31 protein-coding genes are annotated in these 24956 nt (G+C 24.5%); 14 read left to right on the top strand and 17 right to left on the bottom strand.

Annotation, left to right across the window (positions count from 1 at the left end):
- Nucleotides 1-16: 16 nt before the first annotated feature.
- Both pyk and thrS read left to right on the top strand, forming a co-directional pair.
- The gene (pyk, locus tag AAHM82_RS01760; RefSeq protein ID WP_342264351.1) at nucleotides 17-1453 is read left to right on the top strand and encodes a pyruvate kinase; all 1437 of its coding nucleotides are present in this window, start codon (nucleotides 17-19) and stop codon (nucleotides 1451-1453) included.
- Between the two features lie 71 nt (nucleotides 1454-1524).
- Complete coding sequence (thrS, locus tag AAHM82_RS01755) at nucleotides 1525-3447, top strand: threonine--tRNA ligase (protein WP_342264350.1); 1923 nt, start codon at nucleotides 1525-1527, stop codon at nucleotides 3445-3447.
- A 146-nt stretch (nucleotides 3448-3593) separates the two neighbouring features.
- On the opposite strand, the gene AAHM82_RS01750 is transcribed toward thrS, so the two are convergent.
- Together AAHM82_RS01750 and trpS are read right to left on the bottom strand one after the other, a co-directional pair.
- Nucleotides 3594-4451 (bottom strand): Cof-type HAD-IIB family hydrolase, encoded by an 858-nt coding sequence (locus AAHM82_RS01750; protein ID WP_342264349.1) that lies wholly within the window; start codon nucleotides 4449-4451, stop codon nucleotides 3594-3596.
- 19 nt (nucleotides 4452-4470) lie between these two features.
- On the bottom strand, nucleotides 4471-5484 hold the full coding sequence (gene trpS, locus AAHM82_RS01745; RefSeq protein WP_425289044.1) for a tryptophan--tRNA ligase: 1014 nt from the start codon (nucleotides 5482-5484) through the stop codon (nucleotides 4471-4473).
- A gap of 141 nt (nucleotides 5485-5625) precedes the next feature.
- Between trpS and AAHM82_RS01740 the strand changes: the two genes are divergently transcribed.
- On the top strand, nucleotides 5626-6627 hold the full coding sequence (locus AAHM82_RS01740) for an IS1/IS1595 family N-terminal zinc-binding domain-containing protein (protein ID WP_342264347.1): 1002 nt from the start codon (nucleotides 5626-5628) through the stop codon (nucleotides 6625-6627).
- A 144-nt stretch (nucleotides 6628-6771) separates the two neighbouring features.
- On the opposite strand, the gene AAHM82_RS01735 is transcribed toward AAHM82_RS01740, so the two are convergent.
- Nucleotides 6772-7164: a transposase family protein gene (locus AAHM82_RS01735; RefSeq protein WP_342264845.1), complete on the bottom strand. Its 393-nt coding sequence runs from the start codon at nucleotides 7162-7164 to the stop codon at nucleotides 6772-6774.
- Nucleotides 7165-7232: 68 nt separating this feature from the next.
- On the opposite strand from AAHM82_RS01735, the gene AAHM82_RS12690 reads away from it, so the two are divergent.
- Together AAHM82_RS12690 and AAHM82_RS12685 are read left to right on the top strand one after the other, a co-directional pair.
- A complete protein-coding gene (locus AAHM82_RS12690) occupies nucleotides 7233-7673 on the top strand; it encodes a transposase family protein (RefSeq protein WP_342263396.1) in 441 nt (146 codons plus the stop codon).
- Nucleotides 7670-8062 carry a transposase family protein gene (locus AAHM82_RS12685; RefSeq protein WP_342264845.1) on the top strand — a complete coding sequence of 131 codons (393 nt, stop codon included), beginning with the start codon at nucleotides 7670-7672 and terminating at the stop codon, nucleotides 8060-8062. The genes AAHM82_RS12690 and AAHM82_RS12685 overlap by 4 nt, the downstream gene beginning before the upstream one ends.
- A 169-nt stretch (nucleotides 8063-8231) precedes the next feature.
- Here the strand turns inward: AAHM82_RS12685 and AAHM82_RS01725 are convergent, their stop codons facing one another.
- Complete coding sequence (locus AAHM82_RS01725) at nucleotides 8232-8672, bottom strand: transposase family protein (protein ID WP_342263396.1); 441 nt, start codon at nucleotides 8670-8672, stop codon at nucleotides 8232-8234.
- Between the two features lie 244 nt (nucleotides 8673-8916).
- On the opposite strand from AAHM82_RS01725, the gene AAHM82_RS01720 reads away from it, so the two are divergent.
- From AAHM82_RS01720 to AAHM82_RS01710, 3 genes are all read left to right on the top strand, one after another.
- Complete coding sequence (locus AAHM82_RS01720; RefSeq protein ID WP_342264346.1) at nucleotides 8917-9702, top strand: NAD(+)/NADH kinase; 786 nt, start codon at nucleotides 8917-8919, stop codon at nucleotides 9700-9702.
- A 23-nt stretch (nucleotides 9703-9725) separates the two neighbouring features.
- Nucleotides 9726-10088 carry a hypothetical protein gene (locus AAHM82_RS01715; protein WP_342264345.1) on the top strand — a complete coding sequence of 121 codons (363 nt, stop codon included), beginning with the start codon at nucleotides 9726-9728 and terminating at the stop codon, nucleotides 10086-10088.
- 70 nt (nucleotides 10089-10158) lie between these two features.
- Nucleotides 10159-12252 (top strand): polyribonucleotide nucleotidyltransferase, encoded by a 2094-nt coding sequence (locus AAHM82_RS01710; RefSeq protein ID WP_342264344.1) that lies wholly within the window; start codon nucleotides 10159-10161, stop codon nucleotides 12250-12252.
- 64 nt (nucleotides 12253-12316) lie between these two features.
- On the opposite strand, the gene AAHM82_RS01705 is transcribed toward AAHM82_RS01710, so the two are convergent.
- The 5 genes from AAHM82_RS01705 to AAHM82_RS12665 all read right to left on the bottom strand — a co-directional run bounded on the left by AAHM82_RS01705 (nucleotide 12317) and on the right by AAHM82_RS12665 (nucleotide 14727).
- Nucleotides 12317-12472, bottom strand: coding sequence for a hypothetical protein (locus tag AAHM82_RS01705; protein WP_342264343.1), 156 nt, complete (start codon nucleotides 12470-12472; stop codon nucleotides 12317-12319).
- Between the two features lie 198 nt (nucleotides 12473-12670).
- A complete protein-coding gene (locus AAHM82_RS12680; RefSeq protein WP_342264845.1) occupies nucleotides 12671-13063 on the bottom strand; it encodes a transposase family protein in 393 nt (130 codons plus the stop codon).
- Nucleotides 13060-13500 carry a transposase family protein gene (locus tag AAHM82_RS12675; protein WP_342263396.1) on the bottom strand — a complete coding sequence of 147 codons (441 nt, stop codon included), beginning with the start codon at nucleotides 13498-13500 and terminating at the stop codon, nucleotides 13060-13062. The genes AAHM82_RS12680 and AAHM82_RS12675 overlap by 4 nt, the downstream gene beginning before the upstream one ends.
- A 397-nt stretch (nucleotides 13501-13897) precedes the next feature.
- Nucleotides 13898-14290, bottom strand: a complete 393-nt coding sequence (locus tag AAHM82_RS12670) for a transposase family protein (RefSeq protein WP_342264845.1) — start codon at nucleotides 14288-14290, stop codon at nucleotides 13898-13900.
- Entirely contained in the window at nucleotides 14287-14727 is a 441-nt protein-coding gene (locus AAHM82_RS12665; protein WP_342263396.1) for a transposase family protein, read from the bottom strand. The genes AAHM82_RS12670 and AAHM82_RS12665 overlap by 4 nt, the downstream gene beginning before the upstream one ends.
- Before the next feature lie 189 nt (nucleotides 14728-14916).
- Between AAHM82_RS12665 and AAHM82_RS01690 the strand changes: the two genes are divergently transcribed.
- The 6 genes from AAHM82_RS01690 (at nucleotide 14917) to AAHM82_RS01665 (ending at nucleotide 20019) form a co-directional block, all read left to right on the top strand.
- Nucleotides 14917-15876, top strand: coding sequence for an IS1/IS1595 family N-terminal zinc-binding domain-containing protein (locus tag AAHM82_RS01690; RefSeq protein WP_342263658.1), 960 nt, complete (start codon nucleotides 14917-14919; stop codon nucleotides 15874-15876).
- Between the two features lie 168 nt (nucleotides 15877-16044).
- Nucleotides 16045-16461 (top strand): hypothetical protein, encoded by a 417-nt coding sequence (locus AAHM82_RS01685; RefSeq protein WP_342264342.1) that lies wholly within the window; start codon nucleotides 16045-16047, stop codon nucleotides 16459-16461.
- 303 nt (nucleotides 16462-16764) lie between these two features.
- Entirely contained in the window at nucleotides 16765-17502 is a 738-nt protein-coding gene (locus tag AAHM82_RS01680; RefSeq protein WP_342264341.1) for a DDE-type integrase/transposase/recombinase, read from the top strand.
- 79 nt (nucleotides 17503-17581) lie between these two features.
- The gene (locus AAHM82_RS01675; protein WP_342263352.1) at nucleotides 17582-18541 is read left to right on the top strand and encodes an IS1/IS1595 family N-terminal zinc-binding domain-containing protein; all 960 of its coding nucleotides are present in this window, start codon (nucleotides 17582-17584) and stop codon (nucleotides 18539-18541) included.
- Between the two features lie 160 nt (nucleotides 18542-18701).
- On the top strand, nucleotides 18702-18839 hold the full coding sequence (locus tag AAHM82_RS01670) for a hypothetical protein (protein ID WP_342264340.1): 138 nt from the start codon (nucleotides 18702-18704) through the stop codon (nucleotides 18837-18839).
- Nucleotides 18799-20019, top strand: a complete 1221-nt coding sequence (locus tag AAHM82_RS01665; RefSeq protein ID WP_342264339.1) for an IS256 family transposase — start codon at nucleotides 18799-18801, stop codon at nucleotides 20017-20019. Before AAHM82_RS01670 ends, AAHM82_RS01665 begins: the two co-directional genes overlap by 41 nt.
- A gap of 299 nt (nucleotides 20020-20318) precedes the next feature.
- Here the strand turns inward: AAHM82_RS01665 and AAHM82_RS01660 are convergent, their stop codons facing one another.
- From AAHM82_RS01660 to AAHM82_RS01630, 8 genes are all read right to left on the bottom strand, one after another.
- Complete coding sequence (locus AAHM82_RS01660; protein WP_342263352.1) at nucleotides 20319-21278, bottom strand: IS1/IS1595 family N-terminal zinc-binding domain-containing protein; 960 nt, start codon at nucleotides 21276-21278, stop codon at nucleotides 20319-20321.
- 144 nt (nucleotides 21279-21422) lie between these two features.
- Nucleotides 21423-22154 carry a hypothetical protein gene (locus tag AAHM82_RS01655; protein ID WP_342264338.1) on the bottom strand — a complete coding sequence of 244 codons (732 nt, stop codon included), beginning with the start codon at nucleotides 22152-22154 and terminating at the stop codon, nucleotides 21423-21425.
- A gap of 473 nt (nucleotides 22155-22627) precedes the next feature.
- A complete protein-coding gene (locus AAHM82_RS01650; RefSeq protein ID WP_342264337.1) occupies nucleotides 22628-22954 on the bottom strand; it encodes a hypothetical protein in 327 nt (108 codons plus the stop codon).
- Nucleotides 22955-23150: 196 nt separating this feature from the next.
- Entirely contained in the window at nucleotides 23151-23543 is a 393-nt protein-coding gene (locus AAHM82_RS12660; protein WP_342264845.1) for a transposase family protein, read from the bottom strand.
- Entirely contained in the window at nucleotides 23540-23980 is a 441-nt protein-coding gene (locus AAHM82_RS12655) for a transposase family protein (protein ID WP_342263396.1), read from the bottom strand. The genes AAHM82_RS12660 and AAHM82_RS12655 overlap by 4 nt, the downstream gene beginning before the upstream one ends.
- 48 nt (nucleotides 23981-24028) lie before the next feature.
- Nucleotides 24029-24157, bottom strand: coding sequence for a hypothetical protein (locus AAHM82_RS01640; protein WP_342264336.1), 129 nt, complete (start codon nucleotides 24155-24157; stop codon nucleotides 24029-24031).
- Between the two features lie 133 nt (nucleotides 24158-24290).
- On the bottom strand, nucleotides 24291-24683 hold the full coding sequence (locus AAHM82_RS01635) for a hypothetical protein (protein WP_342264335.1): 393 nt from the start codon (nucleotides 24681-24683) through the stop codon (nucleotides 24291-24293).
- Nucleotides 24684-24705: 22 nt separating this feature from the next.
- The gene (locus AAHM82_RS01630) at nucleotides 24706-24954 is read right to left on the bottom strand and encodes a hypothetical protein (RefSeq protein ID WP_215826579.1); all 249 of its coding nucleotides are present in this window, start codon (nucleotides 24952-24954) and stop codon (nucleotides 24706-24708) included.
- Nucleotides 24955-24956 lie beyond the last annotated feature (2 nt).

The following is a 24956-nucleotide window of genomic DNA, read 5'->3' as shown; positions in this document are numbered from 1 at the left end:
ACGAGGATTAAAATAAATGCTTTTTATAAATAAAAGAGTAAAAACCATTACGACAATTGGTCCGGCTAGTGAAACCAGAGATTTGATGCTTCGTTTAGCACAAAAGGGAGCAAATGTATATCGTTTAAACTTTTCTCACGGTGATTTTGAAGAACATGGTAAGCGTGTTGAGTTTGCTAAATCTATTATTCAACAAATACAAAGGCCACTATCACTAATATTAGACACTAAAGGTCCAGAAATTAGAACTCATTCTTTTAAAGGTGGCGAGGCGTTAATAACTAAAGATAGTAGGGTTATTGTTTATACGAATAAGGAAATTGAAGGTACGGAAACAGAATTTTCAATTAATTATGAAAATCTTGTTAATGATATTCAAGTTGAACAAAGATTATTAGTAGATGATGGTAAGTTACAGTTAATTGTTTTAGGAATTAATAATAAAGACGATGATAAGTCAATTATTTGTCGTGCTGTTAATACTCATCTTGTTAAAAATCATCGTGCGATTATTGTTTCGGGAATTAAACTGTCATTACCTTTTATTTCTGACAAAGATCATGCCGATCTTATTTTTGGATGTGAGCAAAAAGTAGATTATGTAGCTGCTTCTTTTGTTCATGACGCTAAAGATTTACAAGAAATGCGTCAATTGTTAGATGAAAATGGTGCTGCTGATATTAAAATTATTGCCAAAATTGAATCACGATATGCTGTTGATAATATTGATGAAATTATTGCTAATAGTGATGGTATTATGATTGCGCGTGGTGATTTAGGTGTTGATGTGCCTTATGCTGAGGTGCCTTTAATTCAAAAACATGTTATTCGTAAATGTAATAAAGCAATGGTGCCAGTAATTGTCGCTACCCAAATGTTAGAATCAATGTTATCTAATCCTTTACCAACAAGAGCTGAAGTATCAGATATTTATTGAGCAGTTGATTTAGGTGTGGATACAACAATGTTATCTGGCGAAACAGCTAATGGTGAGTATCCTGAAAAATCAATTGAAGCAATGACGAGAGTCGTTAGAAAAGCAGAAATTCATTTTTGATATGAAGGTTATTTAGAAAGATTTATTAAATGATCAACTTCACCTTATAAAGATTTTGTTTATCAAGTGGGTAAAGAAGTTCTTGGTGAAAAAATTCAAAAGCAAAAACGAATTCATCAAGTAATTGTTTTAGATGATAGTGATGATCAATTATTAACTAAAACTTTATCTAATGCTCGTGTTCGAAGTACATTAATCCCATTAGTTACTGATGAAAGAATTAGAAATAGTTTTGGAATTTGGTATGGTGTTTATCCAGAATTAGTTATGGATATTAATAAAGTAATTAATGATGATAGTTTATTAAATAATATTGCTAGAAAATATGGTGCTAAAACTAATGAACAAGTTTTAATTGTTAATGGTAATGAAATGAGAAAATTACAAATAAAATAATTACATTAACAATGTTAAAGACGTTCATTAGCAAATTGAACGTCTTTTTCGCTAGAAAGGATATATCGGCAATGGAACAAATTGTTACTGTAAAAATTAATAATGAAAATAAATCGTATCCATTAGGAATAATGTTTAGTGATGTTTTAACAAGTATTGATGCTAATTGACAAGAAAATATTATTGCTGTTAAAGTGAATAATGAATGAAAAGATATTAAAACTTATGTTTTAGAAAATGATATTATATTAGAAATAATTACAAAAGATTTAGATGAGGCATTAAAAGTACTTAATTATTCAGCAGGTATTGTTTTAGCAAAAACATTACAAACTAATTGAAAGGGTTTACTAATTGCTAATATTAATGTTAGTGATGAAAGTTTTTTTGTTGATTTTGATTTTCAAACCCACATTAAAGAACAAGATTTAGAGATTATTACTAAGCAAATGCAAGAATTTCTTAAAAAAGACTTAGAAATTAAATATGAGTTAAAATCACCGCAGGATTTACAACGATTATATGAAAATAATCCTTATTTTTTAGAACAACTTTTAACCCTTAAAGATGTTGTTGGTGTATATACTGTTGATAACAGTTCCTTCATTAATAATTTTATTGCTTTAGATAATACTAAAATTGTTGAAAATTTTATGCTTTCATCACTTGCTGGAGTTTATTGAAATAATGATGCTAACAATAAGCAAATTCAAAGAATTTATGGTGTTTGTCATTTTTCACAAGAAAAATTAGCAACCTTGTTAGCATTAATTGCTTTAAGAAAAGAACGAGATCACCGAAAAATTGGCAAAGATTTAGAAATTTTTATGTTTGATTCATTAGCAGGTCAAGGATTACCAATTTGATTGCCTAATGGAATGATTCTTAAAAAACAATTACAAGAGTATTTACGCTCACAAGAGTTCTTTTATGACTATTTAGAAGTAGCAACACCAGTAATGGGAGCAATAGAATTATATCGTACTAGTGGTCATTGAGATCATTATCAACAAAATATGTTTCCGGTTATGTCATTGAATAATGAGCAACTTGTGCTTCGTCCGATGTCGTGTCCGCATCATTGTTTAATTTATTGTTATAAATTACGCTCTTATCGTGATTTGCCATTACGATTTGCTGAACATGAGTTATTATATCGTTATGAAGCTAGCGGTGCTTTAACTGGTTTAGAACGCGTTCGAGCAATGGAGTTGACTGATGCTCATATTTTTTGTCGTTTTGATCAAATAAAAACTGAATTTCAAACAACATTTAAATTAATTAGTGAAATATTGTTAGCATTAAATATTGAAGTTGATTACTATTCATTATCATTAAGAGATTTTCAAGATAACAAAAGTTATTATGATAATGATGAAATGTGAATTAAAGCTGAAAAAGTTTTAAAAGAAGCCTTAGATGAATTAAAAATTAAATATATTGTAATGCTTGGCGAAGCGGCATTTTATGGTCCGAAATTAGATATTCAAATTAAAACGGTGTTAGGGCATGATATTACGGTTTCAACGATTCAGTTGGACTTTTTGCTACCAGAAAAATTTGATTTATCTTATCAAGATGAGAATGGACAAGAAGTTCGCCCTGTCATTATTCATCGTGGTTTAATTGGCACTTATGAACGCTTTATTGCTGTTTTATTAGAACAAACAGGTGGAGTTTTACCACTATGATTAAGTCCTAAACAAATTACTTTAATTCCTATTAAAGAAGAACATCAAGCATATTGTTATGAATTAGAAAAACTATTTAAAACTCATAATTTACGGTCATTTGTTGATGCTAGTAGTGAACGGTTAGGTTATAAAATTCGTATTGCACAAACTAAAAAAATACCTTTCCAAATTGTTATTGGTCAAAAGGAAATTGCTACTAAAAAGATTACTTATCGTCAATATGGTAAAGAAGAACAAGTAACAGTTACGATTGATGAGTTTATTAATTTATGTAATGAATTAATAGTAAACAAAAAATAGTTAATGAATGTTTGGCATCTTAAAATTGGTAATAATTCAAACAATAGTAAATTAATCGAAAAATATTATTCATACTAATAATGCTAGGTAATGTAATATATAAAAAGATGCTTGTAATATCTAAGCATCTTTTTATTTGTTTTAAGTTATAAGTTTAATAGTTTTTCTAAATATATGCCAACACCACCTTCATCATTAGTATGTTCAGTAATATCTTTAGAAAATACTTTTAAAGTTTCAATACCATTTTTCATTACAATACCATAACCAACTTTGGTAATCATTTCTAAATCATTAAATTCATCACCAAAAGCAATAACATCTCTAATATCTATATTGTAATATTGTGAAAGAATCTCAGCTGCCATCCCTTTATTAATAAATTTATTTGATAGGTCTAGGACAGGATGTTCTTTGTCATTATCATGAGTTCAAATATTAATTTTTAAAGTATTAGTATATTTTTCTAAACTACGAATAACTTTATCTAAATGTTGAGGACTTTTTAATTGCAAAACAATATTATTAGCAGAACCACTTCAGTTTTCTAAAAGATTACCAATAATAAAATTATCTGTTGGAATGTCTGTTAAATGAAAGTAGCGTTCAAAATTTTCCGTTTGTTTTAAGCATACTGCTTTGTTGTAGTATTCTACAAGACCATTATATAAGGAAGCTATGACATCGTTTTCTTTTAAAACTGCTTTTACGGTATCATAAGAAATTGGAAATACTAAGCGTTTAAATTCTCTTAATAATGGATCATGAATGTGACCACCATTAAAATTGCAAAGTAATGTTTTTAATCCTAGTTCATTATAAAATGAAATACTTCCACGATGGGGTCTTCCTGTAACAATACAAACAATATGACCTTGAGCAATAGTTTTTTGTAATCCTTGAATAGTTAATGGATGCATTGTTTTTCCATCATTCATTAATGTAGTTCCATCAAGGTCAATAAGGATTAATCGTTTTTTATTAATATGATTAAGTTTAATCATTATTTTTCTCCTTTTATTTTTAGTAATTAATCCCAATTTTATCTTGGATTAATTGCAATTTTTTGTAAGCAATTTTTGTTGCTTTTTCTTTTCCTTGCAATAATCAATGTTTTCATTTATTATTAGCAATAGTTTCGTTATATTTTCTTTGAATAATTTCAAGTTGATGACAAACAACTTTAGCGACTTTTTCTTTAAAAGCACCATAATTTTGGTCAGAAAACTCATTTGTTGCTTCTTCAATTGTAGTATTTGTAAAAGCACAGTAAATATTTAAAAGATTACTAATTCCGGGTTTATTAATTTCATCATAAAAAATTTTATTTTCACTATCAGTAACGGCACTTTTAATTTTTGTGGTAACATCATTTAAATTATCTAAGAGAGAAATATAAGTTTTAGGATTTTCATGTGATTTTGACATTTTTTTTAAGGGATTTTGTAGGTTCATTATTTTTTTACCATTAGGAGCAATATATGGTTCTGGAATTGTAAAGATATTACCATATTTATTATTCATTCTTATCGCAATATTTCTTGTTAATTCTAGATGTTGCTTTTGATCAACTCCCACAGGAACAATAGTAGCATCATATAGTAAAATATCAGCTGCCATTAATGCTGGATAAGTAAATAATCCTGTTGGTATTGTTTCAGTATTATTATGTTGCTTAAATGCTTGTGCTTTATCTTTAAATTGTGTCATGCGATTTAGTTCTCCCATTGATGTGTGACATAGCAAAATATGACCTAGTTGGCAATGTTCTAAAATGTCGGACTGAGCAAAAATCGTAATCTTATTGGGATCTAAACCGCAAGCAACATATAAGGCAACTAAATCACGAATATTATTTTTAAGAACATGGTGGTCATGATTTTTTATTGAGACAATAGCGTGTAAATTGGCAACAAAGATAAAAACATCATATTCTTCTTGTAATTTAATAAAATTTTGAATAACACCAATATAATTACCAATAGTAATTTTTCCAGTATTAGTAATACCTGATAATAAGCGTGGTTTCAATAGTAATTCCTCCTAAAATAAATAAATCTCATTGGTAATGTATCAATTTTACTATAAATAATAATAAAAAAAGAATATTTATATTTTAATTTTGTCGAAAACTCTTGATATTTATTGAATATACTTAATTTTAGGTATATTTTTAATATGATAGAGGTGGATAATAATTATGGAAAAAATAATTCAAGAACTAGTAAATATTTTAACAGATGATCAATTTTTAGAATTTTATGAAAAAGTCAAACAACAAGCAGAATTAATAAAAAACAAAAACGTTTAAATGAAATTGATCAAAAATTTAGAGCGCAAGGTATTAAATGCCCTAAATGTGAATCTTACCATTGCGTTAAAAATGGACATAATTCAGAAGGAAAACAAAAATATTTATGTAAAAATTGCCGTGCAAGTTTTGACGCTTTTCGTAATCATTTTATTTATTGAAGTCATTTAAATTATGAACAATGAAATTTATTGATTCAAATTTCATTGCTGGGGCAATCTAGTAAAACAATTTCTCGTTTTATTAAAACTACATTAAAAACTGCTTGATATAATCGTCAAAAATTAATGAAATCAAAACAATTAGAAAATACCCAATTAAAATTTAAAAAATTATCTGGTAAAATTCAAATCGATGAAACATTTATTAAAGAAATCCATAAAGGAAATTTCAAATATAAAACTGATCCACGAAGAATTCACCTTGACCCATTCGCAACTAATACTAAATGCTGTATTCAAATGGCAATTGATAATAATAACAATATTTATGTTAAATCCACAAACACCAAACGTTTACAAAAACAATGAGTTATTGAAAATATGAACAAAGAATTAATTAACGAAAATTCAATTATTACTTCTGATATGCAAAAATTATATTTTTTAGTAGCAAAACAAACAAATTCTACTTTATGTGTAACTAAAACAACAATTAATTCTGAAGCTAGTTATCGTAACTTAAATAAAATCAGTAAATTACAATCTAGTCTTAAAGAAGCCTTAATTCATTATCATGGTTTAGGTTTTACTAATATTCAAAATTATTTAAATCTCTGAAAATGAAAATACCAACATAAGGGTTTAACTCCAAACCAACAAACAGCGGTATTATATTTTAATAGACTTCTTGCAAAATTAATATGATAATTATAATTTTTAAATTTAAAATAAATATAAAAGTGTTATTAAAATAATTTTTAGATTATTTTTACAAATATTTTGTCATTAAAACATAATAAAAATTATTATTTACAATAAAAAAAGACTGAAATTTTAAATTATCAAATATATTTAAACTAATAGTTGTAAATTATAAATTGAAGCTATTAAATTAAATCTTAAAGCAAATCTTTTTCTACGATTTCGATATTTTTCACTAATAATTTTAAATTTTTTAAGTATAGCAAAAACATTTTCAATAACAATTCTCATTTTTGAAATTCGCTCATTATTTTGCTTTTCTTCTTTATTTAAAGGGTTTTTCTTTGATTTTCTTTTAGGAATTAAAACATTATGATTAATTTTTTGTATGCCTTGATAACCTAAATCCACTAAAACAGTTGTTTCTGGTAAAAATTTAATTTTTGAATCTTTTAAAATTTTAAAGTCATGGTTTTTACCATAAGAAAAATCAGAACTAATAATTTTTTTACTATCTTTTTCAATTATAACTTGTGTTTTTATTAGACTTCTTGCAAAATTAATTTAAAATATAATTGAATTGTTGTTTTTAATAAAAAGGTGGAATTTAAATGAAATTTAAAAAAAATAATCAAATAAGTGATAAAAATTTTTTAAGATTAACTGGTATTAAACATACTACTTTTAATAAAATGCTAGAAATTTTAAAAATAGAAGAATTAAAAAAGAGATTTCGTCGCGGAAGAACCAATAAATTATCATTAGAAAATCGTATTTTAATGACTTTAGAATATTGAAGAGAATATAGAACTTATTTTCATATTGCAAAAAGTTATGATATTAGTGAAAGTAGTTGTTATAGAAATATCAAATGAATTGAAGACACTTTAATAAAACACCCTAATTTTCAACAACTTACTGGTCAAAAATCACTATTAAAAGATTATTTCAAAGATAAGACTGTTATAATTGATGTAACTGAAAGCCAAATCCAACGCCCAAAAAAAGACAAAAACAGCACTACTCAGGAAAAAAGAAAAAACACACAATAAAAACACAAGTTATAATTGAAAAAGATAGTAAAAAAATTATTAGTTCTGATTTTTCTTATGGTAAAAACCATGACTTTAAAATTTTAAAAGATTCAAAAATTAAATTTTTACCAGAAACAACTGTTTTAGTGGATTTAGGTTATCAAGGCATACAAAAAATTAATCATAATGTTTTAATTCCTAAAAGAAAATCAAAGAAAAACCCTTTAAATAAAGAAGAAAAGCAAAATAATGAGCGAATTTCAAAAATGAGAATTGTTATTGAAAATGTTTTTGCTATACTTAAAAAATTTAAAATTATTAGTGAAAAATATCGAAATCGTAGAAAAAGATTTGCTTTAAGATTTAATTTAATAGCTTCAATTTATAATTTACAACTATTAGTTTAAATATATTTGATAATTTAAAATTTCAGTCTTTTTTTATTGTAAATAATAATTTTTATTATGTTTTAATGACAAAATATTTGTAAAAATAATCTAAAAATTATTTTAATAACACTTTTATATTTATTTTAAATTTAAAAATTATAATTATCATATTAATTTTGCAAGAAGTCTATTGTGTGTTTTTTCTTTTTTCCTGAGTAGTGCTGTTTTTGTCTTTTTTTGGGCGTTGGATTTGGCTTTCAGTTACATCAATTATAACAGTCTTATCTTTGAAATAATCTTTTAATAGTGATTTTTGACCAGTAAGTTGTTGAAAATTAGGGTGTTTTATTAAAGTGTCTTCAATTCATTTGATATTTCTATAACAACTACTTTCACTAATATCATAACTTTTTGCAATATGAAAATAAGTTCTATATTCTCTTCAATATTCTAAAGTCATTAAAATACGATTTTCTAATGATAATTTATTGGTTCTTCCGCGACGAAATCTCTTTTTTAATTCTTCTATTTTTAAAATTTCTAGCATTTTATTAAAAGTAGTATGTTTAATACCAGTTAATCTTAAAAAATTTTTATCACTTATTTGATTATTTTTTTTAAATTTCATTTAAATTCCACCTTTTTATTAAAAACAACAATTCAATTATATTTTAAATTAATTTTGCAAGAAGTCTAATGTATAAAAAAGTTAAAGTAAAAATAGTAATTTTACATAAAAACCTTTTAAAATTATCAAGTTGATGATTTTTTTATTTTATCAAGAGTTTTCGACAAAATTAAAATATTTATATGGATTCTTAATTTATGATATTATTACTTTATTGATAGAATCATATTATGAGGTGTAATTAATGCAACAAAAGAAATTTACAATTATTACTAATAAGGCCGGTGAATCAATTGCTGTGGCTAAAGACTTATCTAGTAAATTATTAGCATTAAAGATGATATTTGATGAACAAAATCCAGAAATAGTATTTGCTATTGGTGGTGATGGCACTTTTTTATCGGCGGTTAATCGGTTTAATGAAAATATTGATAATATTCATTTTATAACTATTAATACCGGAAATATTGGTTTTAATGCTCTTTATCAAGTTAATGAAATTGATAAGTTAATTACTAATTTAAAAAATAATATTTTAAAAACAAAATCTCTTGATGCTTTAAAAATAACTATTAATAATAAAAATTTTTATAGTCTTAATGAGATTAAATTAATGAGTATTGCAAAAACAATATTTTTTACAGTTTATATTAATAATCAATTATTACAAAATTGTCAAAGTTCAGGATTTGTTTTAACTACTAAAACTGGTTCAACGGGCTATACTAAAAGTATTAATGGCGCAGTTATTTTAAGTGAAAAAAATTTAATGGAATTCTTAGAAACTGCTCCTGTTTTTCATAATAAACATAATTCTTTAAAGGCACCATTAATTTTAGATAATACCCACACGGTTACTATTAAAGGTAATATGAAAGATGCTTTTTTAGTAATTGATAGTCAAAAACATGACTTTAATAGTGATAATTTAATTATTAATTTAATTGCTAATAAAATTAAAATTTTAGTAACTGATGTTAATGATTTAATAATGATTAATCAAATTCAAAAAACATTTATTCATAATTAAACAAAAGGAAGAGAAGCGAAGCGATGGAATTATGACAGATACTGTTGTTAGATTTAGGGTTAATATTATTAGTTTTTATAATTGCTTACTTAATAAATATGATATTTTTAAAAAATAAAAATTCAATAGAAAAACAATGACAAAAATTAATTCCTTTTAAAGTAGATGTTTTTATTGATTATTTAGGCACAATTAGTAATATTATTGAGGCACAAGCAACAAATACAAAGATTAAAATTATTATTAAAGATATTAAACAAGTTAATATTGAAAAGATTCGGAAGTTAAAACAGCAAGGAATAATTAAACAAAGTAATGCTATTAGTATTATTTTTGGTAAGTATGCGAAGGCATTATCAGAGATTATTAAGGGTCGTTTAAAATAGCGATCATATTTTTTGTTGCTAAAACAATATGATAAAATAAGATGTGGGAAGATGAGAAGGGTAACAGCAAATGAATAAAGAACAAAGATTTACGAATAATTTTAATGGGAAGAAAATTGTTATTGAGTATGGTAGCTTAGCATCACTAGCAACAAGTTCAATTTTAGTACGATATGAGGAAAGTACGGTATTAAGTATTGTTAGTTTTAATGAAGAGTCATCAACATTAGATTTTTTTCCCTTAACAGTTGTATTTCAAGAAAAATTATATTCTGTTGGAAAAATTCCTGGAGGATTTTTTAAGCGTGAAGGCAAACCTAGTGAATATGCAACATTAGCATCAAGGTTAATTGATCGTCCTTTACGACCTTTATTTCCTAATAATTTTAATCATGAGATTCAAGTAATTAATAATGTATGAGCGGTTGATTCTAATGCTGATGTCAGAATGGCAGCATTATTAGGTTCTTCATTAGCATTATGTATTTCAAAAATTCCTTTTAATGGTCCCGTAGCAGGAGTTATTATTGGAAAAATAAATGGGGAATTAATTTGTAATCCTACAAGTCAACAATTAGAACAATCATCGTTAGAATTAATTGTTGCGGGAACAAAAGCATCAATTAATATGGTTGAAGCTAATGGTCAAGAAATTAGTGAAGAAGAAATGTTAGTAGCAATTGCGATGGCACATATAGAAATTAAAAAGTTAGTTGCCTTTCAAGAAGAAATTATTAATATTATTGGTCAAGAAAAGTTACCTATTATTGAATTAGAATTTGATAATAAGTTAGTAGCAAGTATTACTAGTCAGTATGAACCACAAATTATTAGTGCTTTAAATATTAAAACGAAGCAAGAACAAAAAAAAGCTTTAAAAGATGTTTATAATGCTTTATTTGCTGTTTATGATAATCAACAATATGTTAATGAATTAGAAAAAAAAATGGTTATTAAACAGATTAGAGCTATTTATCAAACTTTATTAAAGAAACTTGTTCGTGATTTTATTATTAATAAGAAAATTCGTTTAGATGGTCGTATGAACAATGAAATTCGACCGTTAACATCAATAATTGATGTTCTCCCAATTGTTCACGGTAGTGCTTTATTTACTCGTGGCGAAACGCAAGTATTATCAATTGTAACTTTAGGAGCTCTAGGCGAACATCAAATTATTGATGGTTTAACAGAAGAGGAAAGTAAACGCTTTATGCTTCATTATAATTTTCCATCATTTTCAGTTGGTGAAACTGGAAAATTTGGACCGCCCAATAGAAGAGAAATTGGTCATGGAGCATTAGCAGAAAAAGCATTGTTACAAGTATTGCCTAGTATTGATGGTTTTCCTTATACGATTAGAGTTGTGACGGAAGTATTGGCATCTAATGGTTCAACCTCTCAAGCAGCAATTTGTGCTTCTTCATTAGCATTAATGGCTAGTGGAGTACCGTTGAAATCTAGTGTTGCTGGGATTGCAATGGGATTAATTAAAGAAGGTAATGATTATGTTATTTTAAGTGATATTCAAGGTAGCGAAGATCACTTTGGTGATATGGATTTTAAAGTTTCGGGAACAAACCAAGGAATTTGTGCTTTACAAATGGACATTAAAATTGATGGCATTACAATGGAAATTTTTAAAGAAGCATTATTACAAGCTAAAATTGGGAGAAAACATATTTTAGATAATATGAAGCAAACAATTAATGTTTCGCGTAATAAAGTAAGTAAAAATGCCTCTAAAATTAAACAATTACAAATTCCGATTAATCGCATTCGTGATGTTATTGGTGCTGGTGGTAAAGTAATTACTAGTATTGTTGAGACTTCTGGCAATGTTAAAATTGATATTAATGACCAAGGGAAAGTGACTATTTATCACAAAGATGAAGCATCAATATTAATGGCAGAAAAATTAATTAAAGATATTATTGAACCAGTTATAATTGGAGAAATTATTACGGGAACTGTTGTTCGGATTGAAAAGTTTGGTTATTTCATTAATTTAAAAGAGAATATTGATGGATTATTACATAATTCAAAAATACCCAAAAATACGCCGTTATTAAAATTAAAACAAGAAGTAACAGTAAAAGTAATTAGTATTGATGAAAAAAATCGTGTTAATTTAGAATTAATTAATGAAATTAAAATTGAATAGAAAAATAAAATGAACTCTTATTAGTTTAAAATAGGAGTTCATTTTATTCATAATATTTTATTTTTTAAATTAATTTTCGTGCTCATTTTACTTTAATAACACAGATGGTTACAAGAGCAAATTGAATAATTTCACCAATAGTAGAAATAATAAAAATATATTTGTAATCAAAGTTAGGAAAATATTTAGTTACAATAATACTAACAATTAATGGTGTCATAACAATAATAATTCAAGTACAAAGAATAGACTTCTTGCAAAATTAATATGATAATTATAATTTTTAAATTTAAAATAAATATAAAAGTGTTATTAAAATAATTTTTAGATTATTTTTACAAATATTTTGTCATTAAAACATAATAAAAATTATTATTTACAATAAAAAAAGACTGAAATTTTAAATTATCAAATATATTTAAACTAATAGTTGTAAATTATAAATTGAAGCTATTAAATTAAATCTTAAAGCAAATCTTTTTCTACGATTTCGATATTTTTCACTAATAATTTTAAATTTTTTAAGTATAGCAAAAACATTTTCAATAACAATTCTCATTTTTGAAATTCGCTCATTATTTTGCTTTTCTTCTTTATTTAAAGGGTTTTTCTTTGATTTTCTTTTAGGAATTAAAACATTATGATTAATTTTTTGTATGCCTTGATAACCTAAATCCACTAAAACAGTTGTTTCTGGTAAAAATTTAATTTTTGAATCTTTTAAAATTTTAAAGTCATGGTTTTTACCATAAGAAAAATCAGAACTAATAATTTTTTTACTATCTTTTTCAATTATAACTTGTGTTTTTATTGTGTGTTTTTTCTTTTTTCCTGAGTAGTGCTGTTTTTGTCTTTTTTTGGGCGTTGGATTTGGCTTTCAGTTACATCAATTATAACAGTCTTATCTTTGAAATAATCTTTTAATAGTGATTTTTGACCAGTAAGTTGTTGAAAATTAGGGTGTTTTATTAAAGTGTCTTCAATTCATTTGATATTTCTATAACAACTACTTTCACTAATATCATAACTTTTTGCAATATGAAAATAAGTTCTATATTCTCTTCAATATTCTAAAGTCATTAAAATACGATTTTCTAATGATAATTTATTGGTTCTTCCGCGACGAAATCTCTTTTTTAATTCTTCTATTTTTAAAATTTCTAGCATTTTATTAAAAGTAGTATGTTTAATACCAGTTAATCTTAAAAAATTTTTATCACTTATTTGATTATTTTTTTTAAATTTCATTTAAATTCCACCTTTTTATTAAAAACAACAATTCAATTATATTTTAAATTAATTTTGCAAGAAGTCTAATATCTAAGGCAGTAGCTAACTTTACAAATCCGCCGGCGCGTAAAACACTAAAAAAGATAATTGAAAAGGATAAGAAGAAATAAGCTAGGGATTGTAATCCTAAATAAAATCTTGCCGTGCTAATGGCTTCATTACTAATTTTGTTAGTAAATAGAATAGACTTCTTGCAAAATTAATATGATAATTATAATTTTTAAATTTAAAATAAATATAAAAGTGTTATTAAAATAATTTTTAGATTATTTTTACAAATATTTTGTCATTAAAACATAATAAAAATTATTATTTACAATAAAAAAAGACTGAAATTTTAAATTATCAAATATATTTAAACTAATAGTTGTAAATTATAAATTGAAGCTATTAAATTAAATCTTAAAGCAAATCTTTTTCTACGATTTCGATATTTTTCACTAATAATTTTAAATTTTTTAAGTATAGCAAAAACATTTTCAATAACAATTCTCATTTTTGAAATTCGCTCATTATTTTGCTTTTCTTCTTTATTTAAAGGGTTTTTCTTTGATTTTCTTTTAGGAATTAAAACATTATGATTAATTTTTTGTATGCCTTGATAACCTAAATCCACTAAAACAGTTGTTTCTGGTAAAAATTTAATTTTTGAATCTTTTAAAATTTTAAAGTCATGGTTTTTACCATAAGAAAAATCAGAACTAATAATTTTTTTACTATCTTTTTCAATTATAACTTGTGTTTTTATTGTGTGTTTTTTCTTTTTTCCTGAGTAGTGCTGTTTTTGTCTTTTTTTGGGCGTTGGATTTGGCTTTCAGTTACATCAATTATAACAGTCTTATCTTTGAAATAATCTTTTAATAGTGATTTTTGACCAGTAAGTTGTTGAAAATTAGGGTGTTTTATTAAAGTGTCTTCAATTCATTTGATATTTCTATAACAACTACTTTCACTAATATCATAACTTTTTGCAATATGAAAATAAGTTCTATATTCTCTTCAATATTCTAAAGTCATTAAAATACGATTTTCTAATGATAATTTATTGGTTCTTCCGCGACGAAATCTCTTTTTTAATTCTTCTATTTTTAAAATTTCTAGCATTTTATTAAAAGTAGTATGTTTAATACCAGTTAATCTTAAAAAATTTTTATCACTTATTTGATTATTTTTTTTAAATTTCATTTAAATTCCACCTTTTTATTAAAAACAACAATTCAATTATATTTTAAATTAATTTTGCAAGAAGTCTAATATCAAAAATAAAAAATGACAGACCAAAAATTATTTTTAATTTTGTCGAAAACTCTTGATATTTATTGAATATACTTAATTTTAGGTATATTTTTAATATGATAGAGGTGGATAATAATTATGGAAAAAATAATTCAAGAACTAGTAAATACTTTAACAGATGATCAATTTTTAGAATTTTATGAAAAAGTCAAACAACAAGCAGAATTAATAAAAAAACAAAAACGGTTAAATGAAATTGATCAAAAATTTAGAGCGCAAGGTATTAAATGCCCTAAATGTGAATCTTACCATTGCGTTAAAAATGGACATAATTCAGAAGGAAAACAAAAATATTTATGTAAAAATTGCCGTGCAAGTTTTGACGCTTTTCGTAATCATTTTATTTATTGAAGTCATTTAAATTATGAACAATGAAATTTATTGATTCAAATTTCATTGCTGGGGCAATCTAGTAAAACAATTTCTCGTTTTATTAAAACTACATTAAAAACTGCTTGATATAATCGTCAAAAATTAATGAAATCAAAACAATTAGAAAATACCCAATTAAAATTTAAAAAATTATCTGGTAAAATCCAAATCGATGAAACATTTATTAAAGAAATTCATAAAGGAAATTTCAAATATAAAACTGATCCACGAAGAATTCACCTTGACCCATTCGCAACTAATACTAAATGCTGTATTCAAATGGCAATTGATAATAATAACAATATTTATGTTAAATCCACAAACACCAAACGTTTACAAAAACAATGAGTTATTGAAAATATGAACAAAGAATTAATTAACGAAAATTCAATTATTACTTCTGATATACAAAAATTATATTTTTTAGTAGCAAAACAAACAAATTCTACTTTATGTGTAACTAAAACAACAATTAATCCTGAAGCTAGTTATCGTAACTTAAATAAAATCAGTAAATTACAATCTAGTCTTAAAGAAGCCTTAATTCATTATCATGGTTTAGGTTTTACTAATATTCAAAATTATTTAAATCTCTGAAAATGAAAATACCAACATAAGGGTTTAACTCCAAACCAACAAACAGCGGTATTATATTTTAATGTATAAAAAAGTTAAAGTAAAAATAGTAATTTTACATAAAAGCCTTTTAAAATTATCAAGTTGATGATTTTTTTTTATTTTATCAAGAGTTTTCGACAAAATTAAAAAAAAGTTCTCTTAAATATTGCCAATATTTTTTATAATATAATTCCTTTGAAAGGAGGATTTTTCTTTATGCGAAAATTTTTATCAGCTTTAAATTTAGTATGTATACTGTTTATTTTTGGATGTAGAAGTAATGTTTCTGAAAAAAAATTACAATTTTCTAGTTTAAATAATACATTTTTTAATGTAGAGAGTTTTGGCTCTGCTGGAAGAATAACTTTTTATGATGAAAGTGTTTGTTTTCCAGATGATATGTCTGAAAAAAGCTTTTTAATCGAAAATCAAAGTATTAATAATCCTATAAAGAATTTTTTTAAACGAGAAGGTGTTTATAAACCAAAACCATCTGAAGATATATTGACTATTTATGGCTGAGAAATTCCTAAACTTGAAAGTATTAAAGTGTCATTTGTTTATTTAGATAGATATCAATTAAATAAACCACAATATTTTATAAGTTCATTTTTAGCAAAAATACCTAATTAATTAGCAATTTTAATAAATATGTTTGAAAATCGTATTTTTTGTAATACGGTTTTCTTAATTTAAGGAGTTTAAAAAATGAAATATATTATTTCCCAAGCTGATTTAGCAGATTTAAAAACAAAAGTACAAAGTTAACTAAGTGTTAATTGCCGTAATCCTTATTACTATAAAACTAAAAAACGCACTACTTCCTATTTAAATTTATGCACTTATTTTTATATGGAAGAAACTACTTTAACAAAACTTATTAAAAAATATTTTAAGAATGCAACGAAAACCTTTTATCGTTGGGCGGAAAAAATTATGACCGCTTATTATTCTGATAATTTAGATTTGTTATTGTTTAAAACTACAAGACCACAAAATCTTAATTATCAATATAGTTTAAATTCTCGTGAAAAGGTATGTGATTTATATTTTGATTATAAAAATCTTCAAGCAGGTGGAATGTGGTCTTTATTTAATAATTTAAAAATCGGTTCTCACGATATTAAAAATTCAGAAGTTCCTAAAAATATCAAAACTTTTTATCGTTGAATTAAATCTGACCCTCGTTGAAAAGAATTAAAACAGCAAATCAAACAAACAAAACGCCATTTTAAGCGTTATGAAGTTTCTGAGATTGGTCTTTTACAAATGGATGCCAAAATAATTACCCCATCAAATTTTCCGGTTGATAAAAAATATTACATTTATGATTTCATTAACGAAATGACACGCATAGTATTTGGTTATGTTTATGATAGTTTAGGAACCAACAATGCTATTAATGCCGTTCAAAGAGCAATGAAAGATTTTGGCGAACTTGGCATAACAATTAAACGCCTTCGTACTGACAATGCTCCGGAATTTACCACTACCAATTGAAGTAATAAAAAATCATACAAAGTAAAAGAAAGGCCTTTTACAACCTTTCTTTCGAGGAATGGAATTGTTCACGAAACCACGCCGATTCGCTCACCTCAATCTAATGGAAAGATTGAAAGATTCCACCAACATTATAGCAAATTATTTTATTCTAAATATAAAAAATTATTTTAATTTTGTCGAAAACTCTTGATATTTATTGAATATACTTAATTTTAGGTATATTTTAATATGATAGAGGTGGATAATAATTATGGAAAAAATAATTCAAGAACTAGTAAATACTTTAACAGATGATCAATTTTTAGAATTTTATGAAAAAGTCAAACAACAAGCAGAATTAATAAAAAAACAAAAACGTTTAAATGAAATTGATCAAAAATTTAGAGCGCAAGGTATTAAATGCCCTAAATGTGAATCTTACCATTGCGTTAAAAATGGACATAATTCAGAAGGAAAACAAAAATATTTATGTAAAAATTGCCGTGCAAGTTTTGACGCTTTTCGTAATCATTTTATTTATTGAAGTCATTTAAATTATGAACAATGAAATTTATTGATTCAAATTTCATTGCTGGGGCAATCTAGTAAAACAATTTCTCGTTTTATTAAAACTACATTAAAAACTGCTTGATATAATCGTCAAAAATTAATGAAATCAAAACAATTAGAAAATACCCAATTAAAATTTAAAAAATTATCTGGTAAAATCCAAATCGATGAAACATTTATTAAAGAAATCCATAAAGGAAATTTCAAATATAAAACTGATCCACGAAGAATTCACCTTGACCCATTCGCAACTAATACTAAATGCTGTATTCAAATGGCAATTGATAATAATAACAATATTTATGTTAAATCCACAAACACCAAACGTTTACAAAAACAATGAGTTATTGAAAATATGAACAAAGAATTAATTAACGAAAATTCAATTATTACTTCTGATATGCAAAAATTATATTTTTTAGTAGCAAAACAAACAAATTCTACTTTATGTGTAACTAAAACAACAATTAATCCTGAAGCTAGTTATCGTAACTTAAATAAAATCAGTAAATTACAATCTAGTCTTAAAGAAGCCTTAATTCATTATCATGGTTTAGGTTTTACTAATATTCAAAATTATTTAAATCTCTGAAAATGAAAATACCAACATAAGGGTTTAACTCCAAACCAACAAACAGCGGTATTATATTTTAATGTATAAAAAAGTTAAAGTAAAAATAGTAATTTTACATAAAAGCCTTTTAAAATTATCAAGTTGATGATTTTTTTTATTTTATCAAGAGTTTTCGACAAAATTAAAAAAAAATTAAATCAAAACGAACTCCAACATTATTTAAACAAATATTATTACTTTTATAATTTTGAACGCTGTCATTCAGCATTACAAAACGAGCCTGTCCAAAATTCTGTGTCTCGATAATTCATTCTGAATTATACTTAAATGAAGGAGAACAGAAAATGACAAAAAAAATAAAAAAAGAACCTGACGCAATTGATAAAGTTGTTGATTATTTTTTAGAAAATATTAATAATCCACAAGATTTATTTAAAGGCAATACTATTTTTCAGGAATTTACCAAAAAATTAACTGAACGAATGTTAAATACGGAAATTAAAGATTATCTTGAAACTGATGAGAATCATAATAAAAGAAATGGCAACACACAAAAAACCATTATTACTAAAAATGGTTCAATCGCAATTGATGTACCAAGAGATCGAAATAGTACTTTTGAACCAGTAATTATTCCGAAAAGACAAAGAAGATTTGATAACTTTGATCAAAAAGTAATTTCTTTATATGCAAGAGGAATGACAATTTCTGATATCAAAGCACAATTGCAAGAATTCTATCACGGAGCAGAAATTTCAGAAAGTTTAATTAGTCAAATAACTGATGATGTTATTGAAGAAGTTAAAATGTGACAAACTAAACCTTTAGAGAAGATTTATCCGATTGTTTATTTTGATTGTATTGTTGTTAAAGTAAAGCAAGATAAACGAATAATAAATAAAGCAGTTTGTCTTGTCTTAGGAATTAATTTAGATGGTTTAAAAGATATTTTAGGAATGTGAATTAGTGAGAATGAGGGAGCCAAATTTTGACTTAATAATCTTACGGAAATGAAAAATCGTGGATTACAAAATATTCTTGTTGCTTGTAGTGATAATTTAACTGGGATGTCTGATGCAATAGAAGCTGTTTTCCCAAAAACACAGCATCAATTATGCATTGTTCATCAAATTCGCAATAGTTTAAAATTTGTTCCTTACAAAGATCGCAAACTTGTAGCTAATGATTTAAAATCAATTTATACAGCAATTAATGAAGAAATAGCGTTAATTGCTTTAGATCATTTTTCAGAAAAATGAAATAAAAAGTATCCACAAATTACTAAATCATGAAAAAATAACTGAAATAATTTAATAATTTTTCTTGAATATCCTCAGGAATTTAGAAGAATTATTTACACAACTAATGCGATTGAATCTGTTAATAGTCAATTAAGAAAAGTCATTAAGAATAAAAAGATTTTTCCTAATGACGCATCAGTTTTTAAAATATTTTATTTAGCATTTCAAAATATGGTTAAGAAATGAACGATGCCAATTCAAAATTGGGGTAGTGCAATTTCACATTTAATGATAAAATTTGAAGACAGAGTGAATTTAAGTTAATTACTTAGAGACACAGTTAATTGTACAGTCCCTACAAAACAAATCACCATTTCAAACATTACAAAAATTTTTAAGAAAATAATTTATTTATATTTTGAATTGTTATTTTTTATAAGAAATTCAAACTTGTTGTTCTAATACCGTTAAACTAAGTATTTCTAAAAGACTTAACAATCTTTTCATTTTTATTAAATATTTCTTTTAATTTTGTCGAAAACTCTTGATAAAATAAAAAAAATCATCAACTTGATAATTTTAAAAGGCTTTTATGTAAAATTACTATTTTTACTTTAACTTTTTTATACATTAAAATATAATACCGCTGTTTGTTGGTTTGGAGTTAAACCCTTATGTTGGTATTTTCATTTTCAGAGATTTAAATAATTTTGAATATTAGTAAAACCTAAACCATGATAATGAATTAAGGCTTCTTTAAGACTAGATTGTAATTTACTGATTTTATTTAAGTTACGATAACTAGCTTCAGGATTAATTGTTGTTTTAGTTACACATAAAGTAGAATTTGTTTGTTTTGCTACTAAAAAATATAATTTTTGCATATCAGAAGTAATAATTGAATTTTCGTTAATTAATTCTTTGTTCATATTTTCAATAACTCATTGTTTTTGTAAACGTTTGGTGTTTGTGGATTTAACATAAATATTGTTATTATTATCAATTGCCATTTGAATACAGCATTTAGTATTAGTTGCGAATGGGTCAAGGTGAATTCTTCGTGGATCAGTTTTATATTTGAAATTTCCTTTATGGATTTCTTTAATAAATGTTTCATCGATTTGGATTTTACCAGATAATTTTTTAAATTTTAATTGGGTATTTTCTAATTGTTTTGATTTCATTAATTTTTGACGATTATATCAAGCAGTTTTTAATGTAGTTTTAATAAAACGAGAAATTGTTTTACTAGATTGCCCCAGCAATGAAATTTGAATCAATAAATTTCATTGTTCATAATTTAAATGACTTCAATAAATAAAATGATTACGAAAAGCGTCAAAACTTGCACGGCAATTTTTACATAAATATTTTTGTTTTCCTTCTGAATTATGTCCATTTTTAACGCAATGGTAAGATTCACATTTAGGGCATTTAATACCTTGCGCTCTAAATTTTTGATCAATTTCATTTAAACGTTTTTGTTTTTTTATTAATTCTGCTTGTTGTTTGACTTTTTCATAAAATTCTAAAAATTGATCATCTGTTAAAGTATTTACTAGTTCTTGAATTATTTTTTCCATAATTATTATCCACCTCTATCATATTAAAATATACCTAAAATTAAGTATATTCAATAAATATCAAGAGTTTTCGACAAAATTAAAAAATATTTCTCATCTGTAATTATAAAAAAATGCTAAAAATTTCCTAGACTATATTAAAATTTAAAATAATTTATATTGTTCTATTTCCTTTTTCAATAATTTAATTTCTTCTTTTTTATTTATTGTTTCATTTTCTTTTCTTTTTATTTTCCCTATGTTTTTATCTGTTTGTTCTTTATTTTTTAATTCATTAATTTCTTCATTTAAATCATCAATATATTCATTTAATTCTTTAATTTTTTCTTCTAATTCATTGCTTTTTGAATTAAGATAATCTTTTTTTTCTTTAGCTTGATCAAGAGTAAATTTGTTTAATTGTGCAGTTATGTCATTAACTCTGACTGTTGCTTCGTGAGCTTTTACAGCAGCATTTGTAAGCACAGAAGTGCTATATATACTTGCTATATTAGCGGCAATATTAGTAAGATTTGACCCTATCGCAGAAATTTGTTCAACGCGTGTTAAAATAGATGGTTTATTAGTTTGTGTTGAAGTTGTTGAACCGGGATTTAACAAAGTCCCCGTTCCAGAACGATTACTTTTGCTTGGCAGGCTTTTTGATAAATTAGATGAAAGTTTGGTTCCTGACAAATTAGATGAAGACTTGGAGCGAAAGAGCCCGCTCACGCCAGTACCACCAGCACCTCTTTTTCTTCTATTTAAACTTTCTAAATTATTAGCTTTTTGGTAATTGATTTCATTTTTTGCTGGAGTTGGTGCATTTCCAACAATGCCTGACATTGCGCTTCCCGTTATTGTTATTGTTCCTAAGATTCCTATTAATTTTTTCATATTAATTAACTTCCTTTTCGTGAATTTTTACTAATTAAATAAAATTTACCAAATAACCAACAACCTCTCTCCAAAAAATTAATCTATAATTTCTTTACTTTGGAATTTCATTGTAAACTATTTTTAGAATATTTCTAATGAATTTTTATTATTTATAAAAATTTTAAATAAAAAATTTAAGGGCGCATAAAGTTTTGTTAGGTGGGAAAAGGTTTAAATAATTTTGAAAGAAAAGCAACTAAAAATTTATTACCTTTTTACTTGAAAAATAAGTAATAAAACAAAATATTTAATATTAACAAACATAATCTTAATAAAAAGGTTATAAAAACTAAGTAAAATGCTTATAAAAACAACATTAAAATAATTTTTTACAACAAAAATCATACATAAGAAATATATACTTAATTTGCATATTGAAATAATTTATAGCAAATAATTATTTTTTCTTTTTTTAAAAATACCTAAGAAAACTAAACGCGACCTTGTTTATCTTGATTATTGTAAAATTCTTTTGTAAATAGAAAAATAAGTTTGTTTAAATTTTTTAATTCTGGTAATTTTTTATTTAGATTGATATTGTCTTTTTGATACATGTTAATTTCTCCAACTCTATTTTTATCTCTTAAAAGATGAAAATATACTTTTTCTAAATTTTTAATTTCAAAATTATAAATTTTATCATTTTCTCTTTTATTTCTAACTAGTTGCACTGTTGTTTTCTCGTTGTTAATGTTTGAGGGAATGGTAAAAATGTTATTGAAACTAATAATTAACACGGTAAATATTTTCATAAACATTTTTATCACTCCTTTTTAAAATATTAGACTTCTTGCAAAATTAATATGATAATTATAATTTTTAAATTTAAAATAAATATAAAAGTGTTATTAAAATAATTTTTAGATTATTTTTACAAATATTTTGTCATTAAAACATAATAAAAATTATTATTTACAATAAAAAAAGACTGAAATTTTAAATTATCAAATATATTTAAACTAATAGTTGTAAATTATAAATTGAAGCTATTAAATTAAATCTTAAAGCAAATCTTTTTCTACGATTTCGATATTTTTCACTAATAATTTTAAATTTTTTAAGTATAGCAAAAACATTTTCAATAACAATTCTCATTTTTGAAATTCGCTCATTATTTTGCTTTTCTTCTTTATTTAAAGGGTTTTTCTTTGATTTTCTTTTAGGAATTAAAACATTATGATTAATTTTTTGTATGCCTTGATAACCTAAATCCACTAAAACAGTTGTTTCTGGTAAAAATTTAATTTTTGAATCTTTTAAAATTTTAAAGTCATGGTTTTTACCATAAGAAAAATCAGAACTAATAATTTTTTTACTATCTTTTTCAATTATAACTTGTGTTTTTATTGTGTGTTTTTTCTTTTTTCCTGAGTAGTGCTGTTTTTGTCTTTTTTTGGGCGTTGGATTTGGCTTTCAGTTACATCAATTATAACAGTCTTATCTTTGAAATAATCTTTTAATAGTGATTTTTGACCAGTAAGTTGTTGAAAATTAGGGTGTTTTATTAAAGTGTCTTCAATTCATTTGATATTTCTATAACAACTACTTTCACTAATATCATAACTTTTTGCAATATGAAAATAAGTTCTATATTCTCTTCAATATTCTAAAGTCATTAAAATACGATTTTCTAATGATAATTTATTGGTTCTTCCGCGACGAAATCTCTTTTTTAATTCTTCTATTTTTAAAATTTCTAGCATTTTATTAAAAGTAGTATGTTTAATACCAGTTAATCTTAAAAAATTTTTATCACTTATTTGATTATTTTTTTTAAATTTCATTTAAATTCCACCTTTTTATTAAAAACAACAATTCAATTATATTTTAAATTAATTTTGCAAGAAGTCTATTTTATTTTTCGTTGTTCTTTTAGTTTTAATCTTTTTTAATATAAAACGAATTAAGCAGTTTACTATTTCTGTTATGGTTACTCATACTAATGAATAACCTATAATCATTAACTTACCAATTGCTCCAAAATTTTTAATAAATTGTTGCAAATTTTCAATATCTGTATGTAACAATAAAACTATACTTAAAGATATGAATATAATGTAATTAAGTATTATTCATCAATATTTTTTTAAAGAATTAATGAGCTTGTGTGATTTCATTTTTTAAGGCTCTTTTTGCTTTAATTTTTTGAATAATAAAGCGGATTAATTTTTCAAATTTAATTGCAAAATATATTGCTCCGCCTCATCAAAAAACAAATATTTCTGCCAGCATAATACCGCTATTGAACTTGCCAAAGAAATCAACCATCTGTTTATTTATAAAATCATTAAATTCGTTACTTGTTCCAGTTATTCATTTAGTATCGATTGCTGTTAATGCACAAAGTAATAAGCTTATAAAAATGAAAATGATACTTGATACTATTTTTAACCACTGCTTTTTAAAAGAATTTTTAATTCTTAATTTTAATGGCATTTTTTCTTTTGAATTATCTTTTTTAAATAATTTTCCTAAAAGTTTTTTCATTTTAATTCTCCTTTCATATTTTTTATCGTCCTTTAATCACAATAAATAAAGCAATCAGTACACAAGTTACACCAAGAATGGTAAAAATTGGGTGTTGTGAAAATGTTCGTGCCATTGGTTTAAATAATTCTAAAATTGTTAAATTGCTAGTAATAAACTTTTGAAAATTGGCAAGCCCTTCGCTAATATAGTTTGTTAAAGTTTCAAAATGACTACCAGCCAATAGTCCAAGAACAGTTATTAAGATAAAAATAATAATTAGTTTAAACATTG

This window comes from Spiroplasma endosymbiont of Clivina fossor (genome assembly GCF_964031115.1).
Lineage (GTDB): Bacteria > Bacillota_I > Bacilli_A > Mycoplasmatales > Nriv7 > Nriv7.
The sequence above is the reverse complement of the archived record's forward strand: the minus strand, read 5'-3'. Positions and strand labels throughout refer to the sequence as shown.